Origin of the sequence: Microbacterium sp. NPDC077644, assembly GCF_040702785.1 — a bacterium.
Taxonomy (GTDB): domain Bacteria; phylum Actinomycetota; class Actinomycetes; order Actinomycetales; family Microbacteriaceae; genus Microbacterium.
Map to the genome: position 1 here is coordinate 45800 of NZ_JBFBME010000005.1, position 23875 is coordinate 69674.

The window sequence follows — 23875 nt, forward strand, 5'->3', positions numbered from 1 at the left end:
GTGAGAAGAAGACAGGGTATGCCGCCGAATCCGTGAAGCAGTGCAGCGAACGGGTGACGCCAACAGAAGGAGAGTAGAGGGAATGTCCACACGCACAACACCGGATCACTGGGATGAGGAGACTGACTTCCTCTCGATCGGTGCGGGGATCGGCGGGCTCGCGGGGGCGATCGCCGCTTCTGCCTGGGGACTCGACTCGATCGTAATCGAGAAGGGCCCCACTGTCGGAGGAGTCACGGCGTTCTCGGGGGGACAGCTCTGGGTGCCTGCGAACCATTTCCAGGAGGCCGAAGGGATCGAGGACAGCCTAGAGGACGGCTACGAGTACATCGCCGCCACGGGCGGGGGCCTGCACGATCCCCACCTCGCAAGAAACTACCTCGTGCACGCCCCTCTGGCGCTGCGTTGGTTCGCCGATCAGGCAGGGGTACCGTTTTCAGTCATCCCAGATTTCCCCGACTACTACTACCCGAAGGCGCCCGCATCCCGAGCGAACGGCCGTTATATCGAGAGTGCCCCATTCGATGCCAACGCATTGGGGGAGTGGCGAAGCCTCACCCATCTGTCTCCGCAGATGAACTCCGGCCTCACGATGGCCGAAGCCGTCGAACACGGCGGGAACATGGCTTTCGCCAAGTGGGATCGCACTCTTTTCGACGATCGACGAGAGAAAGACATCCGCACGTACGGACCTGGACTCGGCGCGGGATTCGTCAAGGCGGCACTCGACCGCGACATTTCGATTCTTGTCGGCACCGCAGCCGAAGAACTGATCGCGGAGGATGGCCGAGTCCTCGGCGTACGAGCACAGCGTGACGGACGCGACTTCTTCATCCGCGCTCGCCACGGAGTGCTGATCGCCGCGGGTGGTTACGATTGGAACGCTGAAGCACAGAAGTTCTTTGGCATGATCCCCGACATAAGAGCGGCCGGCCCTGCCTCGGTGACCGGTGATGCCATCCGCATGGCCGGGATGCTGGGTGCACAGATCGCACAGGTGCCGCAACCGGTGAACGCCGGGTTCGGGATCGAAGGCGAAGAACATGAGGGTGTACCGCTGTGGCGGCTCGGTGCTGGGGTGATCGGAGTCCCGCACGCGATCGCCGTCAACCGTAAAGGCCGGCGTTTCGCGGAGGAATCGTTCTACCGTTCGGTTGGCTTTGCGCTCAAAAAAATCGATGGCGCCACAATGGAGTACGAGAACTATCCATTCTGGGCTATTCAAGACAGTCAGGCGCGCGAGCGCTACGCCATCGGACCGTACGGTGCCGGCGAAGATCTGCCCGCTCACCTCGCTATTCGTGCGGACAGCATCCGCGAACTGGCGGAGCTTGCGGGAATCGATCCCGATGGTCTCGAATCCGAAATCGAACGATTCAACACGTTTGTGCGTGATGGTGTTGATGCGGACTTCCATCGCGGTGAGCGTCCGTGGTCGGCGCTCAGCTTCGGAGACATCACTATCAAGGGCAACAGTAACCTCGGTGCTATCGAGCGGGGACCGTTCTATGCCGTCAAGATGATCCCGCTCAACATCGGTATTTCGAACGTCGGTCTCGCGGGGGACGAGCACAGTCGAGTCATCGACTGGAACGGCGATCCCATTGATGGGCTCTACGTCGCGGGCAACTCGATGGCGTTGACGGAGTTCGGTGCCGGCTACACAAGCGGTCAGGCGAACACGCGAGGCATGCTGGGTGGCTACCTCGCCGCTCGTCACGCGGCAGGCGATCCGAGCACAGCCTTGGCGGACTATGAAGGTCAAGCATCAAAATGAAAGTGAGGAGAACTCCATGACTGAGCAGAAGCCAGTTGTCATTTCTGCGGCGGTGACGCCCTTGCGCCAGGGCGTGCCGCTCCAGACCGCTGACGAGATGGTTGGAGAGGCATTCGACGCTCTTGAGGCGGGTGCCGCGGTGATACACCACCATCACGACTACCGTCTTTCCTCGAAGGACGCCACTGAACAGATCGTTGATGTCGAGCGCCGGATCAAGGATCGATATCCTGACGCTCTGCTGTACGTCGACTATCTCGATGCGGACACGTCGGAGAAGCGAACCGCCTACTTGCAGCCTCTCGCCGACGCAGGTCTGCTGAGCATGTACGCGTTCGACCCGGGGTATACGACCTTCGATATCCTCGATGACGATGGTCTCCCTTCGAAGCAGATGGTCCAAGGATTCAGCTTTGAGGACAGCGCGAAACTGCTCGAGTTCGGCCGAAGGGCAGATGTGCCCGTGAGCATCGGAATCTACGAGCCGGGTCATCTCCGATGGGCGGCAGCCTACGCTAGAGCAGGACTGCTTCCTCGCGGGAGCCAACTGAAGCTGTACTTCCCGGTGGATCGCGCGCTGAGCGGACGCCCTCGCAATGGAGTCGGACTCTACCCCACGCCCGAGTCACTCGACATCTATCTTTCCATGATCGATGGCCTCGCCGTCGAGTGGGAGGTGGGCGTGCCCGGCGGGAACATCCTTGAAACACCACTCGCTCGCTACGCGCTTGAGAAGGGCGGACACCTTCGCTCAGGTATCGAAGATCAGGGTGGCGTCAATCCAGAGGTGACGAATCGGGAGGTCGTTGAGGCAGCCGTGGCGCTTGTCGCCGAAGTCGGGCGACCGGTCGCGACGCCCTCACAGGCGCGCGATGTGCTCTCCGGTGTCATTCGAGGAAGTTGATACTCGGATCGGGCGAAGTCGGGCCAGTGATCGTTCACATAGATCGCATTGACGAAGACCACTCGGGATCTGCCTCCGACGGCCGCATCTCACCCTCGTGGGCGGGATGCCCTGTCGCTTGTGAAGCCGCGATCGCCGGCGCACTACCTCGTGGTTTGTAAAGGATCGCCGCACCTGAGCATCAGCTTTCCTCACACGAGTTGAAGGATCGCCAGATGTTGTATCGCTGTGGCGACATGCGAAACAATCTGACATAGTTGTCACTATCTGGCAGTGTTGTCACCATTTGGTGAGAAAGTGAGCATGGAGTGGTCGATCTGAATTTCTCGGCGCGGCAAGGGGAGTTCCGTGACGAGGTGCGCACGTGGCTGTCGGCGAATGCCCCCGCTGAAGCGCGGCCGCATGATTACGCTGAAATCCGGGAATACGACCTGGCCTGGCAGCGCACGCAGTACGAAGGCGGCTGGGCTGGTATCTCGTGGCCAGCCGAGTATGGGGGACGTGGTCTCTCACTGCTCGAACAGCTGATCTGGTACGAAGAGTATGGACGAGCGGGGCTCCCGGGCATGGATGCCACCTTTGTCGGGCTCAATCATGCGGGTCCAACGATCATGTCTCGAGCGACCGACGTGCAGAAGACTGCTCACCTACCGCCGATCCTCAAGGGTGAAGTGATCTGGTGTCAAGGCTTCTCCGAGCCCGGCGCCGGGTCGGATCTAGCATCCCTCTCGACCCGCGCCGAGATCGACGGCGATGATCTGATCGTGACTGGCCAGAAGATTTGGACGAGTTTCGCGCACATCGCGGATTGGCAAGAGCTCTTGGTTCGAACCAGCCGCTCCGACAAGAAGCATTTCGGCATCACGTGGGCGATCTGCGACATCCACGCCCCCGGTGTCGACGTCCGCAAGATCAAGACGATGGATGGCGAAGCCGAGTTCGCCGAGGTCTTCTATGACGAGGTGCGCATCCCACTCGCCAACGTTGTGGGGGAGGTTGACGACGGATGGAGTGTCGCGATGTCGACGCTGTCGTTCGAGCGAGGCACGGCGTTCACAGCATCGCAGGTGCAACTCGCTTCCACGCTCGACCGACTGATCGAGATGGCGCGCGAGCGCACAGGCCCTGACGGTCGCAAGCCGATCATCGCGGACGACGAGATCGCACATCGCCTGATCGAGGCGAAAGCCGAGGTCGCCGCGTTGCGGGCCATGACATACGCGAATGTGTCCCGCTCAGCACGCACAGGAACCCCGGGCGCAGAAGGCTCGATCGTGAAGTTGTACTACTCCGAGCTGCACAAGAAGGTCGCGCGTCTCGCCGTAGACATGCTTGGCACCTCGACTCTCGAACTCATCTCGCGCTGGGCTCCGAGTGGATGGACGGGAGAGTATCTCTCGTCGTTCTCTCTCAGCATCGGCGGCGGCACCTCCGAGATTCAGAGAAACATCATCGGCGACCGCGTTCTCGGTCTCCCGCGATAGGACACATCATGGACTTGCTCCCCACAGAAGATCAGCTGCAGATTGCCGAAACCGTCGGCGAGCTCTTCGACCGCACCCTGCCAAAGGATCTCCTCCGCTCCCGCGCGGACGAACCCGACGCGATCTCCGCCGACGCGTGGACGGCCTGCATGGAGACCGGCTTTCTCGCGCTCGGCATCGATGAAGAACACGGCGGTGTGGGTCTCGGCCTGGCCGAAGAAGCACTCGCCTTCCGCGAGGTCGGCAGGCACCTAGCGCCCGGTCCATTCCTGTCCAGCCTGCTCGCCGCACACATGGCGGCACAGAGCCATGAGACGGCTCTGTTCGAGGACATCATCGGCGGCGAGGTTCAGGTCGGGCTCGTCGTGCTAGGCCCTGGCGGAACCTTTATCAATGGGCGACTCGATGGCGAGGTGTACTTGCTGGACGCCACCGCTACCGACCTCGTCATAGCCGTCGGCGAAGACGGAGCGACGATCTTCCCTCGCACGGCCTTCGCCGACGTGCGCCCAGTGGAGGGCCTGGACCCCGGAACACGGCTCGAGTCGGCGCGGGCAGAGTCGGCAGATGGCGGCATCAGAGTCGAAGGCACCGGCATCCGCTCCCGTTCTCTCATACTGGCCGCCGCGATCCTCTCGGGTATTGCCGAGGGATGCCGAGATGCGTCGACGCTGCACGCGAAGACTCGTGAACAGTTCGGGCGACCGATCGGGATCAACCAGGCGATCAAGCATCGGTGTGCCGACATGGCCGTGCAGGCGAATGCCGCGACATCCCAAGTGCTCTACGCGGCAGCCGCGAACGACGCCGGTCACACCGATGCCGCTTTCCAGGCCTCAGCCGCGCACCTGGTGGCGAGCCAAGCTGCCGTCGCGAACGCTCAGAATACCGTTCAAGTGCACGGTGGGATGGGCTACACGTGGGAGCATGACTCACACCTCTACGTCAAGCGGGCGCGGGTGTGGCAACAGGCGTTGGGCCTCACGGCTACCGAACGCGACCGTGTTCTGCAGGTGATTGCCGTATGACTCGGCGCGTCGCGATCGCAGGAGTCGGACTGTCAGACGCCGGGACCACGAAGGACTCGACTCCATACACTCTCATCGCCGATGCGAGTCGAGCGGCCATTGCGGAAGCGGGTCTCACCCCTGCAGACGTCGATGGGCTGGCATCCACCTCGCTCGGCACCATGGCTCCGATCGATGTGGCGGAGTACCTCGGGTTGCGCCCGCGCTGGGTTGACTCCACGACGGTCGGCGGCGCTTCGTGGGAGGTCATGGCCGCGCACGCGGCAGATGCGATCGCACTCGGGCGGGCGGATGTGGTATTGCTCACATACGGCTCTACTGCCCGTTCGGATCTCAAAAACGGTCTCCGCACTGCGAGCCTGGATTGGGGTTCGCGTGGACCGCAACAGTGGGAGGCGCCTTTCGGGCACACGATCATCAGCAAGTACGCGATGGCCGCGCGCCGCCACATGCATGAATACGGCACCACGATCGAGCAGCTAGCCGAGATCGCGGTCTCGGCACGCGCGAACGCGGCACTGAATCCTGAAGCATCCTATCGCGATCTGATCACGATCGACGATGTCTTGGGAGGCCCCATGATCGCCGACCCGTTCACGAAGTTGCAGTGCTGCATCCGCTCAGACGGCGGAGCGGCTGTCGTGCTGGTGGCCGAGGACCGTGCCGCCGATTTGCTCACCGAGCCGGTGTGGATTCTCGGAGCCGGAGAAGCAGTATCGCATGTCTCTATGAGTCAGTGGGAAGACATGACCACGGGGCCTGCCGCAGTGTCAGGCCGCCTCGCGTTCGAGCGAGCCGGTATCACACCTGAGGACATCGACGTGTGCGAGATTTACGATGCATTCACTTCGATGCTGCTCCTGACGCTCGAAGACCTGGGTTTCTGCGGCAGGGGTGAGGCGGGAGCGTTCGTCGAAGGTGGTCGGCTTCGCGTGGGCGGTGCGTTACCGACCAACACCGACGGCGGCGGCCTCTCCGCGATGCATCCCGGTCAGCGTGGTCTTTTTCTGCTGGTCGAGGCGGCTCGCCAGTTGCGCGGCGAGGCCGGCGCGCGCCAGGTCACCGATGCCGAGCTAGCGTGCGTCAGCGGCTCCGGCGGCTGGTTCTGCTCGAGTGGCACGATGATTCTCGGGCGCGGGTGAGTCCCGTTGATGGCGACTGGTCGTGTGGCGAATCCGTGCGAGAGCGCCTCGCCAGGCGGATCGCGTGATCCTGCGCTGACGCATCCGTGCGCTGAGAGTCCGAGAGTGCGCGGCGCGGTTGTATAAGGGTGCTCCCTGAAAGTTGGACCGATGAATCCGTCCAACTTTCAGGGAGCAGTTTATCGGCTCACAGTCTTTCCCCTCTGGGGGAGTCAGGCTCGCGTAGGGATGGGCGCGCCGATCGCTGCCCGCGCCGCATCGCCCACCGCGACTGGGCGGCCGACCTCGGCAGCGAGTTCGACGACCTCGGCGACCAGCTCGGCATCCGTCGCTTCGGTCAACTCTGCTGCATCCTCGGTGCCGACGCGGATGTGTCCGCCCTTCTCAAGCGCGTAGCGCGCGATCGGAGTCTCGAGCGTCAGGCCTCCCATGACGCCGACATTCCATGCGATATCCGTGCCCTCGAGCATATCGAGGTAGGCGTCGAGTGCTGGCTTCGTGGGGGGGAGACCGAAGTTGAGTGCCTTCTTGCCGACCTCGTAGATGCTGTATTCGCCAGCAAAGTACAGCTTCACCATCGAGCCGGCCGGCAGCTTTCCCGCCCGTGCATATGCGAGTGCAAATCGCAGGTTGCCGGGCTCGTAGACGCCGATTGTGACGGGAAGTCCGAGTTTGTGAGCGACCGTTACGGCTTCCTGAGCCTCCGTAAAGGACGCACCGAAACGATTCGCCTGGGTGGGGAGTCCTTCGTCGTCGTATCCGGCGAAAGCTACGGCGCCGGCATCGACCGGCAACAGGCCGATCGTGCCCGCGGCCGCGAGAGGAGCAAAATGGGAGATCTTTTCGGAGAAGTCGGCGGATGCGATGAAGTCCGGGTACAGGATAGCTTCGGGATGAACGGAGAGGATCTTCTCCCCGAGGTTGATGAACTCCGTGATGGAGTCTTCCTTGCCCAGGCGGAAATCGTGGTGATGGTGGATGATCGCCGCACCCGCTGAGATTGATTCGATGGCGTTCGCAGCGGTTCCGTCGACGTCGCGCACGGGTTCACCTCGCCGGAACGGGGTTATTGCTGCTTCGATGACGACCGGAAGAGCGTCGTTCTGGGAGATCATTGTTTCTGGTCCCTTCTCTGGTTTGAGCGAGCACCGCAACACTGTGGGAACGGTGCCCCAGGGGGAGATGGAAATCTCCGCACGGGGAACATATCGGGTGCTCCATCGCATTTTTCGGCAGTCTGCCACGCATCTGACATTAGTGTCAAGTTTGCGAGAAGCCTCGCAAAGGAGGTCAAGCTGAACGCCACATGATTTGCCAGCCGCTTGATTATGCATTATATTAAATCTGCCCAAGGCTGTTGGCAGCCTCGACGATGAGGAGTTTCCGTGGGAGTCAACTATCTGAATGGCCGGACTGCGCTGGTGACCGGCGCCGCGTCGGGATTTGGGCGGCTGCTCGCCAGCGACCTGGCTGAACTCGGTGTGAATGTCGTGGGGGCGGATCTGAACGAAGCGGCTCTCGCCGAGACCGGAGCTGGCATCCACGCGAGCGGCGGTCGATTCGTCGGGGTGGTCGCAGACGTGCGCGATTCGCAGCAGATGAGGGATGCCGTCGGTGTCGCGATCTCGGAGTTCGATGGACTCGACATTCTCATCAACAACGCCGGTGTCATGCCGCTATCCTTCTTCTCGGACCACGAGTCGGCACTTGGGGCGTGGAGCAACGCCCTTGACGTTAACGTCAAAGGCGTTCTTAACGGGATCGCAGCCGTGTTCGATCACATGATCGAGCGGGGCCGAGGCCACGTCGTGAACATTTCCTCCACGTACGGTAAGGCCGGTACCGAGGGGTCGGCGGTGTACAGCGCGACCAAGTCCGCCGTCGAGACGATCTCGGAGTCGTTGCGGATCGAGGCGCAGGGGCGCATCAAGGTGACGGTCGTGAGGCCCACGGGCGTAAAGGGCACCGGCCTGACGAGCAGCATCTTGAACACGTCTGCCGTCGCGGGGATGATCGGACACCACGGAGCGGCTTACGCTGCGAAGGCAGAAGAAGCAGAGCAAGAGCCGCACGGCGAGCTGTTCGATCCCGAGAGCATCCGCTACTGGTCGCTCGAACCCGAGCACATTTCCCACAACATCCTCCACGCCGTCAATCAGCCGTGGGGAGTGTGTATCAGTGACATTACGATCCGCGCCTCCGGCGAAGACTACATGCTCTAACCGCAACCCGAGGAGTCATCATGACCACGAGCAGCACCAGCCCGCAAGAACGGGTCTTTTCCGACATCGACATTTCGTCGAACGAGTTCTGGGCAAAGTCGTTCGACGAGCGTGAGAAGTCGTTCGCCGAACTGCGCAGTAGAGGCGGTGTCACCTGGCATCCCTCGGTCGAAGTCTCGTTTCCGCACGCAGAGCCGGGGTTCTGGGCAATCACCCAAGCCGAGCAGATAAACGAGATCAGCCTCGATCACGAATCATTCATCACGGATCCGGGGGTTAACGTTGAGCCCATTCCGTACGCGTTGAGCAAAAGTCTCACCTTTTTGCTCCAGATCGATCAGCCCGAGCACACGCTGCTGCGGGGCCTGGTGAGCGCTGCCTTCACCCCTAAGCAAGTCCTGAAGATCCAGGACCAGATCTTCGGCAACGCCGCCGAGATCGTCGACCGCGTGGTCGGCGCCGGGGAGATCGACTTCGCCAGCCAGATCGCGGGTGTGCTTCCCATGCGGACTGTATCCGACATGGTCGGTGTGTCGGTCGCCGATCGAGAGGCGGTGGCGACTGCTGCGGAACGACTGATCGGGCGATCCGATAGCGCCACCGGAAACCCCGCCGATGTCCTTCAGGGAATGATCGATGCACGTGACTTCTTGCACTCGGTCGGGTCGAGCTTGGCTGCCCATCGGCGACGGAACCCTGCAGACGACCTGATGACGAACCTGGTCGAGGCGCGGATCGACGGGGTGGGACTGAGCGACGACCAGATCGGCTCGTTCATGGTGCTGTTCGCCGTCGCAGGAAATGACACGACGAAGCAGACAACCTCTCGCACCATCTACTCTCTCGACCGGAATCGTGATCAGCGCGATTGGTTGCTTGAGGACTACGACGGCCGCATCGCTGTCTCGATCGAGGAGTTCGTGCGGCACGGTTCCCCTGTCATCGGCTTTGCCCGCACGGCGACTCGCGATTACGAGCTCGGCGGCGAGATCATCCGATCCGGTGACAAGGTGGTGCTCTTCTATTGCTCTGGTAACCGCGACGGCCAACGTTTCGCGGATCCGAGTCGATTCCTCCTCTCTCGCAAGCCGAACCGGCACTTCGGCTTCGGAGGCGGAGGGGTGCACTTCTGCTTGGGCAACGGTGTCGCCAAGACCCAATTGAAGGCGCTGTTCGGACAACTGCTCAGCAAGGCCCCCGACATCGAAGTCGGCGAGCCGGAAGCGCTCATTAGCCGCTCGATCAATGGGATCAAGCGGCTCCCGGTCCGCATTTAGGCAAGGAGAGACCAATGACTGCGAAGATCCTGCTCGACCGCTCGAGGTGTGTCGGACTTGGCCTCTGCGAAGCGGTATCGCCTGACCACTTCGAAGTCGGTGATGATGGGGCCCTCATCCTCCTGCGCGAGGACGTCGCAGACGATGAAATCGAGCTGATGGAAGAGGCCGTCGAGGCGTGCCCGACCCGGGCTCTCCTCCTCGAGCGACTCGGATGATGACGCGTCGTCGCCGCCTGGTCATCGTAGGGGCCTCGTTGAGCGGCCTTCGTGCCGCCGAAGGCGCGCGGAAGGCAGGGTTCGACGGCGACATCGTCCTCATCGGCGCAGAGAGCAGACTTCCTTACGACCGCCCCCCGCTCTCCAAGGCTGTTTTGGCAGGCGAGGAATCACTCCTGCTGCGCGATACCGCGCACTTCATCGAAACGCTCGATGTTGAGGTGCGTCTCAATGCGCACGCCACGGGTCTCGATCCGGACGCGGGGATCGTGTGGGTCGATAGCGTCCCCCTGGAGTTCGATACGCTCGTCATCGCCACTGGCGCCGTCCCCCGCAGAGCTGCTCCCTGGCACGACGAGCTCGATGTCTACGTGTTGCGGACAGATGAGGATGCACTCCGTCTGCGCGCCGCGCTCGAGGGTGCGCGAGCGATCACGATAATCGGCGCGGGCTTCATCGGCGCAGAAGTGGCGAGCGCCGCGAGCAAGGCGGGTCTCGACGTCACTATCGTCGAGGCTGCGCCCACCCCGTTGCAGCGCGCACTCGGCGTGACGATGGGAAGACAGATCAGTGCGCTGCACGAACGGAACGGAGTCTCCCTGCGCCTTGGCGTGACCGTCATCTCACTCGAACGTGATGCAAACGGGCGACTCGAGAAGGTCGTTCTGAGCGACGGCGTCGAAGTCCAATCCGACATGGTGCTCGTCGCGATCGGTGCCACACCGAACACCCGCTGGTTGACGGATTCCGGAATCGCGCTGAGCGACGACGGGGCGGTGCTGTGTGAATCGACACTGCGTTCAGTCTCGCATCCGCGCATCTTCGCCGCCGGCGATGTTGCACGCAGGCGCCGATCGGAAGATCATTCCGACACCGAGCGTCTGGAGAACTGGACGTCCGCAAACGACCAAGGCTTCACAGCCGGGCGCAACGCCGTCAGCGAGAACCTCATCCCCTTCGATACCGTGCCCTACGTGTGGAGCGATTGGTACGGGCATCGCATTCAGATGGCGGGTAATACCGCCGGCGATGAGGTGTCGATCGTGATGGGTGCCCCGGATCAAGACCGGTTCGTCGCACTCTATGCATCCGGCGCGACGTTGGTGGGCGCACTCGCCATGAACGAGCCCGCGCTGATCATGAAGCTACGTAGGCAAATATCCGACGGTGTGTCCTGGGACAGTGCCCTCGAATTCGTGGCTGAGGTCGCGGCGCGCCGTGAGAACGCCTCCCGCGTCAACTCGGGCTGATCTGCCGCTCTTGCATCTTTCGTGACGGACAGGCTTTAGGTCACGAATGCTGCACAATATTAAAAATATTCTTGACGTTTGTGTCAGATTCAAGCACAATCGGGCTAGGGTTTCGATTCGCCGACACCCAACCCCGCGACGACGACCGCCGAGAGGACACATCGATGACGACTCCTGGTAGCCCCGGAACTGAACTCAGTGCACACCTGAGATTCGGGGGCATCGTCCTCGACCAGGGCAGCGGCGGCTCGTACGACCACATCGACCCGGCCACCGGTCATCTCAATGCCGTCGTTCCATTGGGAGGCAGGGAAGAAATCGATCGAGCGGCGAAATCAGCCGCAGCGGCATTCGTCGAGTGGAGTAGTTGGGCTCCGACGGCGAGGCGCGAGGCACTCTTGCGCCTATCTCAGCTCATCACCGAGCACGAAGACGAATTCGTCACGATCGCGGCCCGTGAGAATGGCACTCCCGTGGCGACAGGTCCACGGTTGTGCGAAATCGCCCGTGACTGGATCGGTTACTACGCCGGATGGGCGGACAAGCTCGAGGGTCAGGTCAGTCGCTCCTTCGCATCGGGCGGGGAGTTGACGTACTCCCAGCCGGAACCGTTCGGGGTCATTGGAGTGATTATCACCTGGAACGTCCCTCTCATCTCACTCTGCATGAAGGCGGTTCCCGCGCTCGCCGCCGGGAACACAGTGCTGATCAAACCGTCAGAGCTGACGCCCTTCACTCCCGATCTGTTCGCCCGTCTCTGCGTCGAAGCGGGCATCCCCGAAGGGGTGGTCAACTGTGTGCCCGGGAACGCTGAGGCAGGTGACGCTTTGGTCGCGCATCCCCTCGTGCAGAAGATCACCTTCACTGGAGGTCCAGCTACGGCCCGCAAGATCATGGCGACGTGTGCGGCGAACCTCAAGCCGTCAGTCATGGAACTGGGCGGCAAATCCGCAAGCGTGATCTTCCCCGACGCCGATCTCGATATCGCGGCGAAGAACACGGTGTACCTCGGGCTGGGAGCACTGAGCGGGCAGGGATGCTTGATCGGTTCTCGAGTGCTTGTGCACGAAAGCGTGTACGACGAAGTGGTCGCCAAACTCATTGCGACGGCGGAGCAGCTCACAATCGGGAACCCCACAGACCCGGCCACCCGCTTTGGCCCGGTCATCAACAGCGTTGCGTGCGAGCGCATTCTCGGTATCGTCGAGCGCGCAGCACGCGATGGCGCTCACATCGCTCTGGGCGGCGAGCGACTGGGCGGTGAGTTCGCGGGAGGCAGTTACGTCGCTCCCACGATCGTGACGGGAGTCGACCCGACGTCAGAGCTTGCCCAGACGGAGCTCTTCGGACCAGTCCTTTCGGTCATTCGCTTCAGTGAAGAGGATGAGGCACTCGAGATTGCGAACGGAACGGCATTCGGCTTGGCGGCGTATCTGCACACACGCGACATCACCCGCGCGCTCCGAATGGTCGACAAGCTCGAAGCCGGGTCGGTGTACGTCAACGGCGCCAAGACCACACCCGCACACAGCCCCTTCGGCGGACGAGGCGAGAGCGGTTTCGGGAGAGAGGGCGGACGAGTCGGAATCGACGAGTTCGTGCGTCCCAAAACGGTCTCGATCGCGAGTCTGGCTTGATCGAAGGAGACATGCACTCACCCGACACCGCATACCTGCCCAGAGCAACATCACCAAAACCCTGTACCCGAAGCACTGAAACGATGACTCCACGAAGGAGTGGGAAAATGATGACAACACACAAGAAGCGGTCCGTCCGAGGACTCGCGGCCATTGCGATCGCATCCGTGTTCGCGCTCAGCGCTTGCGGCGCGACCGACTCAGGATCGTCTTCCGGCGAAGCTTCGGAAGATCCCTTCAAGATCCTCTACATCGCCGGCCTGTCCGGTGGTGCTGTCAACACAGACGTGACGCAGGCATTCGAAGCCAGCGTCGAACTGATCAACGAGAAGGGGGGACTCCTCGGCCGCGAGGTTGAGGTGGAGTTCGCTGACTCCCAGAATGACGCAACCAAGGCTGTCACGGTCCTGCAGGAGTACCTCCAGAGCAATCCCAAGCCTGACCTCGTCATCCCTGGGGTTGGTACGGGGGAGGCGCTCGCGCTTCTTCCTGTCCTGACGCGGGAGAAGATCCTGGCGATTTCGACTGCATCTTCGCCATTGTTGGACGACCCCGAGGAGTATCCGTACTTCTTCAGTGTGTCTGCGCGTCAGGACGCGCTCTTCACTGCCGCTAGCGAGTTCTTGGAAGACAAGGGAGATGTCAAGAAGATCGCGCTCGTCGTCACCGATAACGCGCTCCGCCAGGCAGCGGAACCGCAGTTCACGGAGAAGATGACTGCGGCAGGTTTCGAGACCACGGTCATCCCATTCGACCCCGCCAACGTCAACGTCGCTCCGGCGTTCACCAAGGCCAAGGAGTGGGGCGCTGACTGGATCTACTTCGAGTCTTTCGGAGAGTCGACCGCGCACGGGTTCGCTGGGCGTGAGAAGGCTGGTGCCGAGGACATCCCAATGCTCGGCGGTTCGGGCGTTGCCGTCTCAGACTTTCTCGATTTCGCGACGGATGCGCAGCGTGAGAACTTCTTCCCCATCCTCTACCCAGTGGCGGCGACGACCGCCGAAGAGGATCGCGACGCTGGCTTCAACGCCTTCTACGACGCTCTCTCGCCGGTGGAGGAGCTCCCGCTCAAGCTGGGTTCATACTCGTTCTTCTGGGACATGCCGCAGGTTTGGGCGGCCGGCGTCCGGCAGGCAGACAGCGTCGAGACCGAAGCCGTTACCGATGCGCTGACGAACTTGGAAGTCCAGGACTCTGATGCGATGTGGGTCACGTGGCAGAAGCTCTACGGTCCTGACACGCACTTTCCGATCATCTCGAGCGACGAATTCACCATCGCCGAGGTGGCCGGGATGGAGGATCGGATGTACGTCATCAAGGAGTGATTACAACGACCGTCTGCAGCGGTCGTGGGGCTTCCCCGCGGCCGCTGCGTCGTTTTCGGGAGGAAGAATTGGACTCAGGATCAGAACTGTGCCTTCGCGGATCATCCGTCGCGATCATCGGGGCGGGGCAAGGAATGGGGGAGGCGTCCGCCCGCCGTTTCGCGCAGGCGGGTGCGCGTGTCATCGTGATGGATATCGACAGGCGGCGAGCTGAAAACGTCGCGCAAAGCATAGTCGCTGCAGGTGGCAACGCGAGGGCCCTCACTGTGGACGTCCTCGATGACGAGAACCTGATCGCTGCACTGGAACGAGCTCGTGTGGAAGCGGGCGGAATGCTCGAACACCTCGTCACGATCGTGGGGATGGCCGGCTGGTCGCGTCTGACCGAGATGTCGGGAGAGATGTGGGATGCAGAGCAGGCACGCAACCTGCGGTACTTCTTCATTGCAGCCCGCACCGTCGCGCTGATGGATCCGGCCCCTGAGCGCCGAACGATCACGGCGATCGCATCGGTCGACGGTATTCGCAGTGCGCCTTTCCATGCCGCATACGGTGCGGCCAAGGCCGGCCTGGTGAATCTCGTCAAATCGATGTGCATCGAGTGGGCGCCGATGCAGATCCGCATCAATGCGATCGCGCCCGGCGCGATAGTGTCGCCCCGCATTCCCCTCGCCGATGAAGCATCAGAGCGCGCCCGGTTCTCTCGCATCCCTGCCGGGGTCCGAGGGCATCCGGATGACATCGCGAATGCCGCACTCTTTCTTGCGTCGCCATTGGCGTCATACATCACTGGCCAGACGCTGGCCGTCGACGGGGGACTGACGGCGCTCGGCCCCCTCGACTACTCGGATGTTCTCGCTGGGATGCCCGGCAGCGGCCAGACACTCGGGCAGTAAGAATCATGACGAAACACGCGCCGGCTCGGTATGACTCGGTGGCAGGACTGCGTGCCAGCGTCGGCGACGTGGTAGCGCTTGTTGAGACGCTGACTCCCGATGAATGGAAGCTACCGAGCGCCTGCGCAGGCTGGCGAGTCCAGGATCTCGTCGTTCATCTGACCCAGGGTATTGAGTTCGGTCTCCGCGAGCTCAACCCCGACCGGCTGAGCTTGGCGGACGACATCGAGCAACTCAATGAGATCGTCGTGTCCGCGCGCCGCGACTGGTCGAGCCAGCAGGTCCGTGATGCTTTCCTGACGTCGGCCGGTCCGGGGCTCGAGGCGCTGGTCGACTTGGTGGACCCGCCTCGTTGCGATGAGGAGTATTCAATGGGATCAGCCGGCCGGCACCGACTCGCGGTGATTCCTGCAGCGGTCTGCTTCGATTTCACGGTGCACCTCCACTACGATCTCCGGCAGCCGAGGGGGCCGCTGGCCAGACCGGGATACGAGCTGGACGCCGTCCGGTTGGGACCAACGCTGGACTGGATGTTCGCGGGTCTCAACGCGATGTCGGGGCCCGCAGTCGCTCATGCGTTGAGTGCTCCGATCACCCTGGCGCTCGACGGGCCCGGTGCGCGATCTATCACGTTCTCTGTCGGCAGCGATCCGGATCGTCCTGTGACGCAGTCTGGCGTAGCATCTGCGACCGTGGTGTCATCGACCACTCGTGACTTCGTCGGATGGTCGACCCGCCGCAGACCATGGGAGGGCGCAGTCTCCATCGACGGTGACGCGGAACATGCGTATCGCTTCCTTCGCGCCCTCCACATCTTCTAGACGCTAGGGGTGTTGAACCTGCCCCGACTCCCATCCGAAACCGCGAGGGAAATCAAGAGCAACGTGGGAACAACGAGGAGGCCACCCGCCCGACGAGGTGACGCGATTGCAGGCGTCGTCCTCGTGTTTCCGAGCCTTGTGGGCGTCACACTGTTCCTCGTCTTCCCGCTCGGCGTCGTCATCTGGCTCGCTACTCAGGAGTGGGGTCTGATCGGTCAACCTCGGTTCGTCGGCTTCGACAAAATAATCCAGGTGCTCGGCGATCCGGCCTTCCTCAATTCGCTGCTCGTCACCCTCGGCCTCGCCGCGATCGTCGTTCCGGTGCAGACAGCGCTCGGGCTGCTCCTTGCGGCGCTCCTAGAACCTCGGCTACGACGCTCGGCGGTATTTCGCACGATCCTGTTGCTCCCGTGGGTCGCCGCCCCGCTCGCCCTCGGGGTCGTGTGGCGGTGGATCTTCGCCCCGACCGGCGGGCTCATTAGCACGTTAGTCGGGTACCGCGTCGAGCTGCTCGTCGACCCCGTCGCGGCACCATTCATCGTCGCCGCGCTCCTGATCTGGAGCAATACGGGCTTCGTCGCCCTGTTTTACGCGGTCGGGATCTCCATGATCCCTCGCGAACTCGTCGATGCCGCCCGCCTGGACGGCGCTGGCTCGTTCGCGATCCTCCGCCGGATCGTCGTGCCGCTCCTCGGGCCTACGACCCTGTTCGTCATCGTGACCTCAACGGCCACGGTGTTTGCGACGTTCGACCAGGTGTACAGCCTCACAGGTGGCGGACCGGGTGACAGCACCGACGTCCTGGCGATGCATATCTTCACCGCCGCGTTCGAAACCTTCGACCTCGGAGCCGCCGCTGTCATGGCTCTCGTCATGCTAATCCTGCTCGCAGCACTGTCGGTTGTGCAATGGCGGTCGTTTCAGCCGAGGCGGTGGCAGACATGACCGCATTGCGACCCATCCGCGCCTTAGCGGTCTACGGCATGCTCTCGCTGGCCGCAGCCGTCACGCTGCTTCCGTTCTTGCTTAGCTTCGCCACGGCGTTCAAGAGCCCGACGCAGTTCGCCACATCGTCACCGCTCACCCTGCCCGCTCCGTGGACGCTCGAGAACTTCTCCGCCGTCCTCGGCGACCAGGGGGTTGCCGAGGCCCTCGGCACCACCACGCTCACCGTCATCGTGATGACCGCGGTGCAACTACCTCTCTCGGTCTTCGCCGCCTATGCATTCGCGCTGCTGCAATTTCCGCTCCGGAAGGCGCTCTTCTGGGTGTATTTGATCACGATGTTGATACCCGCGATGGTGCTCGTCATGCCCCTTTATCTGATGCTCATGCTTGCCGGGTTCGCCGGGACGTTCTGGGGCCTTGTCATGCCTTTCCTGCTCGGCTCTCCGTTCGCTATCTTTCTCCTGCGGCAGCACTTCTGTCAGATCCCGCGTGAGGTGCTCGACGCTGACCGTGTCGACGGCGCGGGGGCGTTCGGCATACTGTTTCGCGTCGTGCTACCGCTCTCCCGGCCAGTCATCACAGCGCTGGCACTTATCACAGTCGTCAGCCAGTGGAACGCATTCCTTTGGCCACGCGTGATCGCGGGCACGGACTGGCGGGTGCTCACGGACGCGACCCTGCTCTACAGGAACAGCACGATCCCAATTGGACCGCCGTCATGGCCGCGACCACGCTCACCCTCCTGCCGATGGTGCTGCTCCTCTTGTTGTTTCAACGCCAACTCACTCGCGCGATCACTCTGGAGGCGCCATGACGCACCCCACCGTTCCGCGCTCAAGCCAGATGCGCCGAACTACTAGTGTCGCCGCCCTGGGGGTCAGCCTCCTGCTGAGTGCATGCTCCACGCCCCCGTCGACGACTCCACAACGGTCACCGTACGTCTTTGGGACCAGCAGGTCGCCAAGGCGTACGCGGTCTCGTTCGATGAGTTTGAGCGAGCGAATCCCGACATCGAGGTTGAGGTCACGGTCGTGCCGTGGGCCGACTATTTCACCTTGCTGCGCACAGACATCGCCTCGGGCCGCATCGACGACGTGTTCTGGGCTAACGCTGGCAATTTCGAGGAGTACGCGCGCAACGGCGCCCTCCGCGACATCAGCGCGCTACCCGGCATCGACACGGGCGGCTGGGCACCGACCGTGGTCGAGCAGTACACGCTCGACGGCAGCCTCTGGGGCGTACCCCAGCTCATGGACCTTGGTATCGGTGTCCTTTACAACAAAGAACTGCTTGAGGGCGCCGACGTCCCGGTCTCGGAGGTAGAGCGGCTCACCTGGGACCCCGCGGCGCCCGACGATTCCCTTCGCGACGTCGCCGCGCGCCTCACCATAGACACTGCCGGGCGGACTCCGGACGATCCAACTTTCGACCCACTGCGCGTCGAACGATACGGCTACTCTGCATCGAACGACCTCAATGCGATCACGATCAACTTCATCGGTTCCAATGGCGGAGCCTGGCAGAGGGGCGACGAGTTCGTGTTCGACTCGCCCGAGGCGGTCGAAGCAGTACGGTACGTCGTCGACCTCATCAACCACGACCACATCGCCCTCCCCGCCGCCGACACAAATCCCCCGGGGGGCGGCGAGGTCGCACTGGCGCAGTTCCTGCAAGGACGGCTCGCGCTCTTGCAAACGGGTGCATACAACCTCGTAAATGTGCTCGACGACGCTACGTTCGAATGGGGTGTGGCTTCGCTACCGACCGGACCGGCGGGCGCGGTCAGCGTAACCAAGGGCATCGTCGCCGCCGCGAGCGCCGACAGCCCGCACCCCGCCGCGCAGGCGAAAGTCCTCGCGTGGCTCGGCAGCGCCGCAGGATCCAGGCACATAGGCGAGACAGGTTCCGCCCTGCCTGCTGTACTCGGTGCGCAGGACGCGTATTTCGCTTTCTGGAACGCGGAGGGCGTCGATCTCTCACCGATGACCGACGTGCTACATAACGGCACAGTGCAGGCCCCACGAGGAGCGAGGTATGCCGCGGCGGAGCAAGCATATCTCCCCATCTTCAACGAGATCTATCTCGGGCGAAGGCCCGTAGCCGAGGGGCTTGCGGCGGCGGCGCACGCGGCGAACGCGGCGGTCGAGAACTCCCACTGAGGAAAGGGCGACAGATGAACGACACCGCCATACGACCAGGTTGCCCGGGGTCCCCGTCATACCACAATTGGGTCGCAGCAAGTGGCACATGACTCGATCGGGATCGACCGACGCGAACGACTATCTGGCCTGGCGAAGACAGGAAAGCCGAGGTCGTCAAGCAGGTCATCACCCGCAACTCTGGTGGATGCTTCCTCAAAGCTGGCATAGTCGTCATCCTCTCGAGATTTCAGACCATCCACGAGACTCGGGGTAATTTCGTGCGCCGTCTGGCCGCCGTGACCTTATAGAAGCCTCATGGGGCACCCACGCGCACGAACAAGCGTGGGGCAAGCTACGCATTCGTAAATATAAAAAATATATGACAGAATATGGTCACACCTTCGCCCGTCCTACGTTTCGGATCACAAGGGAGTGACAATGACAATCAGGCCACGTCGAGCAACCATTCTGGGACTTGCGCTAGTCGCCACTTTCGGCATCACCGCGTGTAGCGGAAATGCGGCGAACAACGAGGGATCATCGAGCGGCGGAGACGTCAGCGTCGCCCACGGTTCGTCACCCGAGGAGTTCGCCGCGGCCCTCGCCGATATGGCGCCAGTCACCCTTACCTGGCAATCGGGCATCGCCTCGGCCGACAATCCTGCGGCCATGCGCAACACGGTGTTCGCCGAGAACGTCGCGAAGGCGTCCGGTGGCAAGATCACGATCGACGTCGTTTACGCCGATGCGATCATCCCTGCGACAGAGGCCGACAGCGGCTTCGCCGATGGCAGGCTCGACATAGGCCAATTCATGCCCCAGTACCAGCCGCAGAAATTCCCCTTGGCGTCGCTGCTCACCGACTTGACTATCCTGAGGCCCGGCGGCGCATTCACCGGTGAACTCATCGCCACGGGAGCCCTCGCCCAGTCGGGTGCCGAACTCCCCGAGCTGAGCGACGAGTATGCCGCAGCGGGAATGGTGCAGATCGTGCCTATCGTCCCGGGTAACTCGACCGTCATCGTCTGTTCGACCCCGATCGAGACGATCAGCGATCTGACCGGCAAGCAGGTCAGGGTCTCTGGCAGTATCCACAATGCCCAGGTCGCAGCGCTGGGCGGTACTCCGGTGTCACTGCCATACGCAGAGGTCTACGAAGGTCTCCAGCGCGGGATCGTCGACTGCGCCGTCGGCAGCGCGAGTGCGATCGCGAGCCGCGAATGGGTCGATGTCGCACCCTATGTCGTCATCTCAGAGGAGCATTCGCTCGCGGGAACGCCGGAGGTCGTCGCGGCGAGCGCGACGACGTGGGGCGAGCTCCCCCTCGCCGCGAAGCAGCTCCTGTTTGACGAGTCGATGACCTACGTCAAGAACGAGATCATGATCGACTACACCACGGGCATCGTGCCACTGTTCGACCGTGCGCAGAGTATCGTCTACATCGAAGGTGCGGCGTCGAAGGCCTTCGACGCGGAGAACGAGCAATTGGCGTCCGATGCCGCGGACGTGAGCGCGGCAGCAGCGAAGCTCGTCACGGCGTCGCAGTCTGCAATGGACGAATGGACATCGCTCGTCGAGGACCTCGGCTATAGCGACGAGGGCGGCTACCACGACTTCTCGTCGTGGTTCGACCCCGATGTCGACCTCCAGCCGTTCATGGACGCCTATTTCGAGCGGGCCATGTCGGCGAGCCGCCCCGAATAGCAGCGGGAATGCCGGAATGACCACGCCATCAGAAAACGCCGCAGCACCGCGCTGGTTCAGGGCGATCGAGTACATCGCGGGCGCCGCCATCCTCGTGATCATGGTGCACACGCTCGCCAACGTCGCTGCGCGTGCTCTGTTCAACAGCCCGCTGCCTGACACCAACGAGTGGAGCGCATTCTGGTATCTGCCGATCGCGGCACTCGGCGGGTTCATTCTCGCGCAGTTCGCGGGTGAGCACATCGAGGCGACTCTCATCTATGACAGGCTCGATGCGCGCAACAGGCACGTACTCGACATCGGCGCCACGCTCGTCTCCATCGCGGTGAGTTGCGCGTTCGCGTGGTTCACCGCGATGGAGGCAGCGCATGCAACTTCGATCGGATTGCGTGCGGGGGTGACCAGCGTTGTTATCTGGCCGATCAAGTGGCTGGTGCCTCTCACCTTCGTGCTGCTCGTCATCCTCATGGTGGCCAAGGTCGTCTCGCTGATCAGAAACCGACAGACGTTGCTCCTCGCCGCCGTCGATGCATCGCCCATTCCGGGGGCCTGAATCCATGACACTCCGCAAAGAATCCCGTCGGGTAGACCTTCCTTCACGGACACCGCTGGGCGGCTATCTGCCGAGCATCGCGATGCTCGCGCTGTCGGCCGTGCTGGGAGTGCTGCTGTTTGTCGTGCCGACGAAGGAGCTCGTCGGCCTGGTGGCCGTGTTGCTCATGCTGAGCCTCATGTTCGCCAAGGTTCCGGTGGCATTCGCGCTGGGCATTCCCGGCCTTCTCGGCCTGATGTCGCTGCATGGCGGAATCGCATTCGCCAATGCGGCGAGTTCTGTGCCGTTCAACTCGATCGCCTCGTGGTCGCTGACCGTGCTTCCGACCTTCATCCTCATGGGCATCCTCTTACATGCCTCCGGCGTCACCAACGAGCTCTATTCCTCCGCGCGGATTCTCCTGGCGTGGATGCCGGGCGGCCTGGCGGTCGCCACGAATACGGCGGGGGCGGGATTCGCCGCTGTCAGCGGGTCCACGATCGCGACGACCCACGCGCTCGCCAGGATCGCGATTCCCGAGATGATCCGCTCCGGCTACAGCCCGCGCTTCGCGATGACCTCAGTCGTCAGCGCCGGGCTGCCCGGGCAGCTCATCCCCCCCAGCACGTTCCTTGTCATCTACGCCGGCATCGCCTCGGTACCCGTCGGTGCGCAGCTGCTCGCCGGTACGCTTCCGGGGCTCGGGATCTCGGTGCTCTTCAGCGCGACTTTCGTGCTGTTCGCGATCATGAGGCCGAAGGCTGCGGGCAGCGGCTCGATGTCGGTCGCCCCCCGATATCGAGTGCCCGACTACCTGTTGGCCCTGGGCCGCGTATGGCCGGTACCGCTTCTTATGATCGTGGTCATCGGCGGGATGCTTTCCGGCACCATGACTGCGACGGAGGCGGGTGCAGCCGGTGCGCTCGGGGCATTGTTCATCTGCCTGTGGCGTCAGCGCCGCAACGGGCCGCTGCGGGTCGTGCTTAGGGCTGCGGCCGACACCGCGATGAGTGTCGGCTCGATCTTCCTGCTCATCATCGGAGCGCACATGCTCTCGAACCTGATGTCGGTCTCGGGTATCGCCCGCGTCTTCACCGACTGGGTGACATCGGCGGGCCTCGGCCCCGTCGAGTTCATGCTTATGATGGCCCTGATCTACCTGATCATGGGCATGTTCATGGATCCCCTGTCGATGCTGCTGCTCACGGTTCCCGTGGTGATGCCGATCCTGACCGCTCTCGAGCTCTCCCCGCTCCTGTATGGAGTATTCGCGGTGTTCATGGCTGAGTTGGCGATCCTCACACCTCCGGTCGGCATCCTGAGCTTCATCCTCCACCGAATAGTGCAGAACCCGGCAGTCAGCGAGGGGAGACGCATCAGCCTGGGGCAGGTCTTCATCTCGGTGCTGTGGATCATGCCCATCGCCCTGCTGGCGATCGTGTTGCTGGTGTGCTTCCCCGAGGTGGCCACCTGGCTCCCGACGCTTGCCGGCTAGCGCGACGTCTTCCGCCGAGAACCCCACAGAAAGAAGATCGGCCTGCGAGCTGGCCGGTCATATTACTGAAGGAGTAATGAAATGAACGAACTGTCCCCGCTCGTGATCTCCGCGGCGGTCACGCCGCTTCGCCTCGGCAAGCCGATGCAGTCCGCCGAAGAGATGGTCACCGAGGCGCTCGCATCGCTCGAGGCCGGTGCAACGATCATCCATCATCACCACAACTACCTGCTCTCGTCGAAGGACGCGTCGGAGCAGATCATCGACGTCGAGCGCCAGATCCGGAGCGAGTTCCCGCACGCCCTCCTCTACGTCGACTACCTCGACGGAACCACGACCCCCGAACGGACGGCCTATCTCCAGCCCCTCTCCGACGCGAATCTGCTCAGCATGTTCGCGTTCGACCCGGGCTACACGATGTTCGACAAGCTCGACGACGATGGCCTCCCCTCGCAGTTCAATCTGCAGGGATTCACATTCACGGATGCTGCTGAGCTGCTGAGCTTCGGGCACAAGGCCGGTGTGCCCGTCAACATCGGCATCTACGAGCCGGGTCACCTGCGCTGGGCTGTTGCCTACGCCCGCGCGGGCAAGCTGCCGGCGGGCAGCATGTTCAAGCTCTACTTCCCGGTCGGCCGTGGTCTCAGTGGAAAGCCGCGGGTCGGCGTCGGGCTTTACCCGACCAAGCAAGCCCTCGACGTCTATCTCTCGATGATGGATGGCCTCGAGATCGCGTGGGAGGTCGCGGTGCCCGGCGGCAACGTCCTGGAGGAGCCTGTCGGCCGCTATGCGCTCGAGCGGGGAGGACACGTGCGGGTCGGCATCGAGGACATCGGGATCGAGCGCCCCGAGGGGATTCTGGACATCTCGAACGCCGACACCGTGCGGGCAGCTGCCGCGCTCGCAGACGAGGTGGGTCGGCCGATCGCGAGGCCGGAGGAAGCACTCCAGACCCTGTCGAATCCGTCCCGGGTGACCACCTAGGCCGTGTTGATCAAGAGGTTTCGGTGTTCGGTGGGCGAGTCTTGAACCGTGACGCGACAGGAGATCTCCGACGAGGTGTGGGCCGTGCTC

The 23875-nt window shown here is 62.8% G+C and carries 21 protein-coding genes; 20 read left to right on the forward strand and 1 reads right to left on the reverse strand.

Features of this window, described 5'->3' with window-relative positions:
- Positions 1 to 82 precede the first annotated feature (82 nt).
- The 5 genes from AB0269_RS14715 (at position 83) to AB0269_RS14735 (ending at position 6335) form a co-directional block, all read left to right on the forward strand.
- The gene (locus AB0269_RS14715; RefSeq protein ID WP_366211991.1) at positions 83 to 1777 is read left to right on the forward strand and encodes an FAD-binding protein; all 1695 of its coding nucleotides are present in this window, start codon (positions 83 to 85) and stop codon (positions 1775 to 1777) included.
- A gap of 16 nt (positions 1778 to 1793) precedes the next feature.
- Positions 1794 to 2681: a 3-keto-5-aminohexanoate cleavage protein gene (locus AB0269_RS14720; RefSeq protein WP_366211992.1), complete on the forward strand. Its 888-nt coding sequence runs from the start codon at positions 1794 to 1796 to the stop codon at positions 2679 to 2681.
- A 308-nt stretch (positions 2682 to 2989) separates the two neighbouring features.
- Positions 2990 to 4165, forward strand: a complete 1176-nt coding sequence (locus tag AB0269_RS14725) for an acyl-CoA dehydrogenase family protein (protein WP_366211993.1) — start codon at positions 2990 to 2992, stop codon at positions 4163 to 4165.
- 8 nt (positions 4166 to 4173) lie between these two features.
- A complete protein-coding gene (locus AB0269_RS14730) occupies positions 4174 to 5193 on the forward strand; it encodes an acyl-CoA dehydrogenase family protein (RefSeq protein ID WP_366211994.1) in 1020 nt (339 codons plus the stop codon).
- The gene (locus AB0269_RS14735) at positions 5190 to 6335 is read left to right on the forward strand and encodes an acetyl-CoA acetyltransferase (RefSeq protein WP_366211995.1); all 1146 of its coding nucleotides are present in this window, start codon (positions 5190 to 5192) and stop codon (positions 6333 to 6335) included. Before AB0269_RS14730 ends, AB0269_RS14735 begins: the two co-directional genes overlap by 4 nt.
- A 212-nt stretch (positions 6336 to 6547) precedes the next feature.
- Here the strand turns inward: AB0269_RS14735 and AB0269_RS14740 are convergent, their stop codons facing one another.
- Positions 6548 to 7378, reverse strand: a complete 831-nt coding sequence (locus tag AB0269_RS14740; RefSeq protein ID WP_366211996.1) for a 3-keto-5-aminohexanoate cleavage protein — start codon at positions 7376 to 7378, stop codon at positions 6548 to 6550.
- A gap of 342 nt (positions 7379 to 7720) precedes the next feature.
- On the opposite strand from AB0269_RS14740, the gene AB0269_RS14745 reads away from it, so the two are divergent.
- The 15 genes from AB0269_RS14745 (at position 7721) to AB0269_RS14815 (ending at position 23785) form a co-directional block, all read left to right on the forward strand.
- The gene (locus tag AB0269_RS14745) at positions 7721 to 8557 is read left to right on the forward strand and encodes an SDR family oxidoreductase (RefSeq protein WP_366211997.1); all 837 of its coding nucleotides are present in this window, start codon (positions 7721 to 7723) and stop codon (positions 8555 to 8557) included.
- Between the two features lie 20 nt (positions 8558 to 8577).
- Positions 8578 to 9834 carry a cytochrome P450 gene (locus AB0269_RS14750; protein ID WP_366211998.1) on the forward strand — a complete coding sequence of 419 codons (1257 nt, stop codon included), beginning with the start codon at positions 8578 to 8580 and terminating at the stop codon, positions 9832 to 9834.
- Between the two features lie 14 nt (positions 9835 to 9848).
- Entirely contained in the window at positions 9849 to 10052 is a 204-nt protein-coding gene (locus tag AB0269_RS14755) for a ferredoxin (protein WP_366211999.1), read from the forward strand.
- Entirely contained in the window at positions 10052 to 11302 is a 1251-nt protein-coding gene (locus AB0269_RS14760; protein WP_366212000.1) for an FAD-dependent oxidoreductase, read from the forward strand. Before AB0269_RS14755 ends, AB0269_RS14760 begins: the two co-directional genes overlap by 1 nt.
- Before the next feature lie 164 nt (positions 11303 to 11466).
- Positions 11467 to 12939 (forward strand): aldehyde dehydrogenase family protein, encoded by a 1473-nt coding sequence (locus AB0269_RS14765; protein WP_366212001.1) that lies wholly within the window; start codon positions 11467 to 11469, stop codon positions 12937 to 12939.
- 107 nt (positions 12940 to 13046) lie between these two features.
- Complete coding sequence (locus AB0269_RS14770; protein WP_366212002.1) at positions 13047 to 14264, forward strand: ABC transporter substrate-binding protein; 1218 nt, start codon at positions 13047 to 13049, stop codon at positions 14262 to 14264.
- Positions 14261 to 15160 (forward strand): SDR family NAD(P)-dependent oxidoreductase, encoded by a 900-nt coding sequence (locus AB0269_RS14775; RefSeq protein ID WP_366212003.1) that lies wholly within the window; start codon positions 14261 to 14263, stop codon positions 15158 to 15160. Before AB0269_RS14770 ends, AB0269_RS14775 begins: the two co-directional genes overlap by 4 nt.
- A gap of 5 nt (positions 15161 to 15165) precedes the next feature.
- Positions 15166 to 15981 (forward strand): maleylpyruvate isomerase family mycothiol-dependent enzyme, encoded by an 816-nt coding sequence (locus AB0269_RS14780; protein ID WP_366212004.1) that lies wholly within the window; start codon positions 15166 to 15168, stop codon positions 15979 to 15981.
- A gap of 123 nt (positions 15982 to 16104) precedes the next feature.
- Positions 16105 to 16926, forward strand: coding sequence for a sugar ABC transporter permease (locus AB0269_RS14785; protein WP_366212005.1), 822 nt, complete (start codon positions 16105 to 16107; stop codon positions 16924 to 16926).
- Entirely contained in the window at positions 16923 to 17789 is an 867-nt protein-coding gene (locus AB0269_RS14790; RefSeq protein WP_366212006.1) for a carbohydrate ABC transporter permease, read from the forward strand. The genes AB0269_RS14785 and AB0269_RS14790 overlap by 4 nt, the downstream gene beginning before the upstream one ends.
- 36 nt (positions 17790 to 17825) lie before the next feature.
- The gene (locus AB0269_RS14795) at positions 17826 to 19088 is read left to right on the forward strand and encodes a sugar ABC transporter substrate-binding protein (protein ID WP_366212007.1); all 1263 of its coding nucleotides are present in this window, start codon (positions 17826 to 17828) and stop codon (positions 19086 to 19088) included.
- Between the two features lie 591 nt (positions 19089 to 19679).
- Complete coding sequence (dctP, locus tag AB0269_RS14800; protein WP_366212008.1) at positions 19680 to 20774, forward strand: TRAP transporter substrate-binding protein DctP; 1095 nt, start codon at positions 19680 to 19682, stop codon at positions 20772 to 20774.
- 16 nt (positions 20775 to 20790) lie between these two features.
- Positions 20791 to 21327, forward strand: a complete 537-nt coding sequence (locus AB0269_RS14805; RefSeq protein ID WP_366212009.1) for a TRAP transporter small permease — start codon at positions 20791 to 20793, stop codon at positions 21325 to 21327.
- Between the two features lie 4 nt (positions 21328 to 21331).
- Positions 21332 to 22801: a TRAP transporter large permease gene (locus AB0269_RS14810; RefSeq protein WP_366212010.1), complete on the forward strand. Its 1470-nt coding sequence runs from the start codon at positions 21332 to 21334 to the stop codon at positions 22799 to 22801.
- Positions 22802 to 22882: 81 nt separating this feature from the next.
- Complete coding sequence (locus AB0269_RS14815) at positions 22883 to 23785, forward strand: 3-keto-5-aminohexanoate cleavage protein (protein WP_366212011.1); 903 nt, start codon at positions 22883 to 22885, stop codon at positions 23783 to 23785.
- The last annotated feature ends 90 nt before the right edge of the window (positions 23786 to 23875 follow it).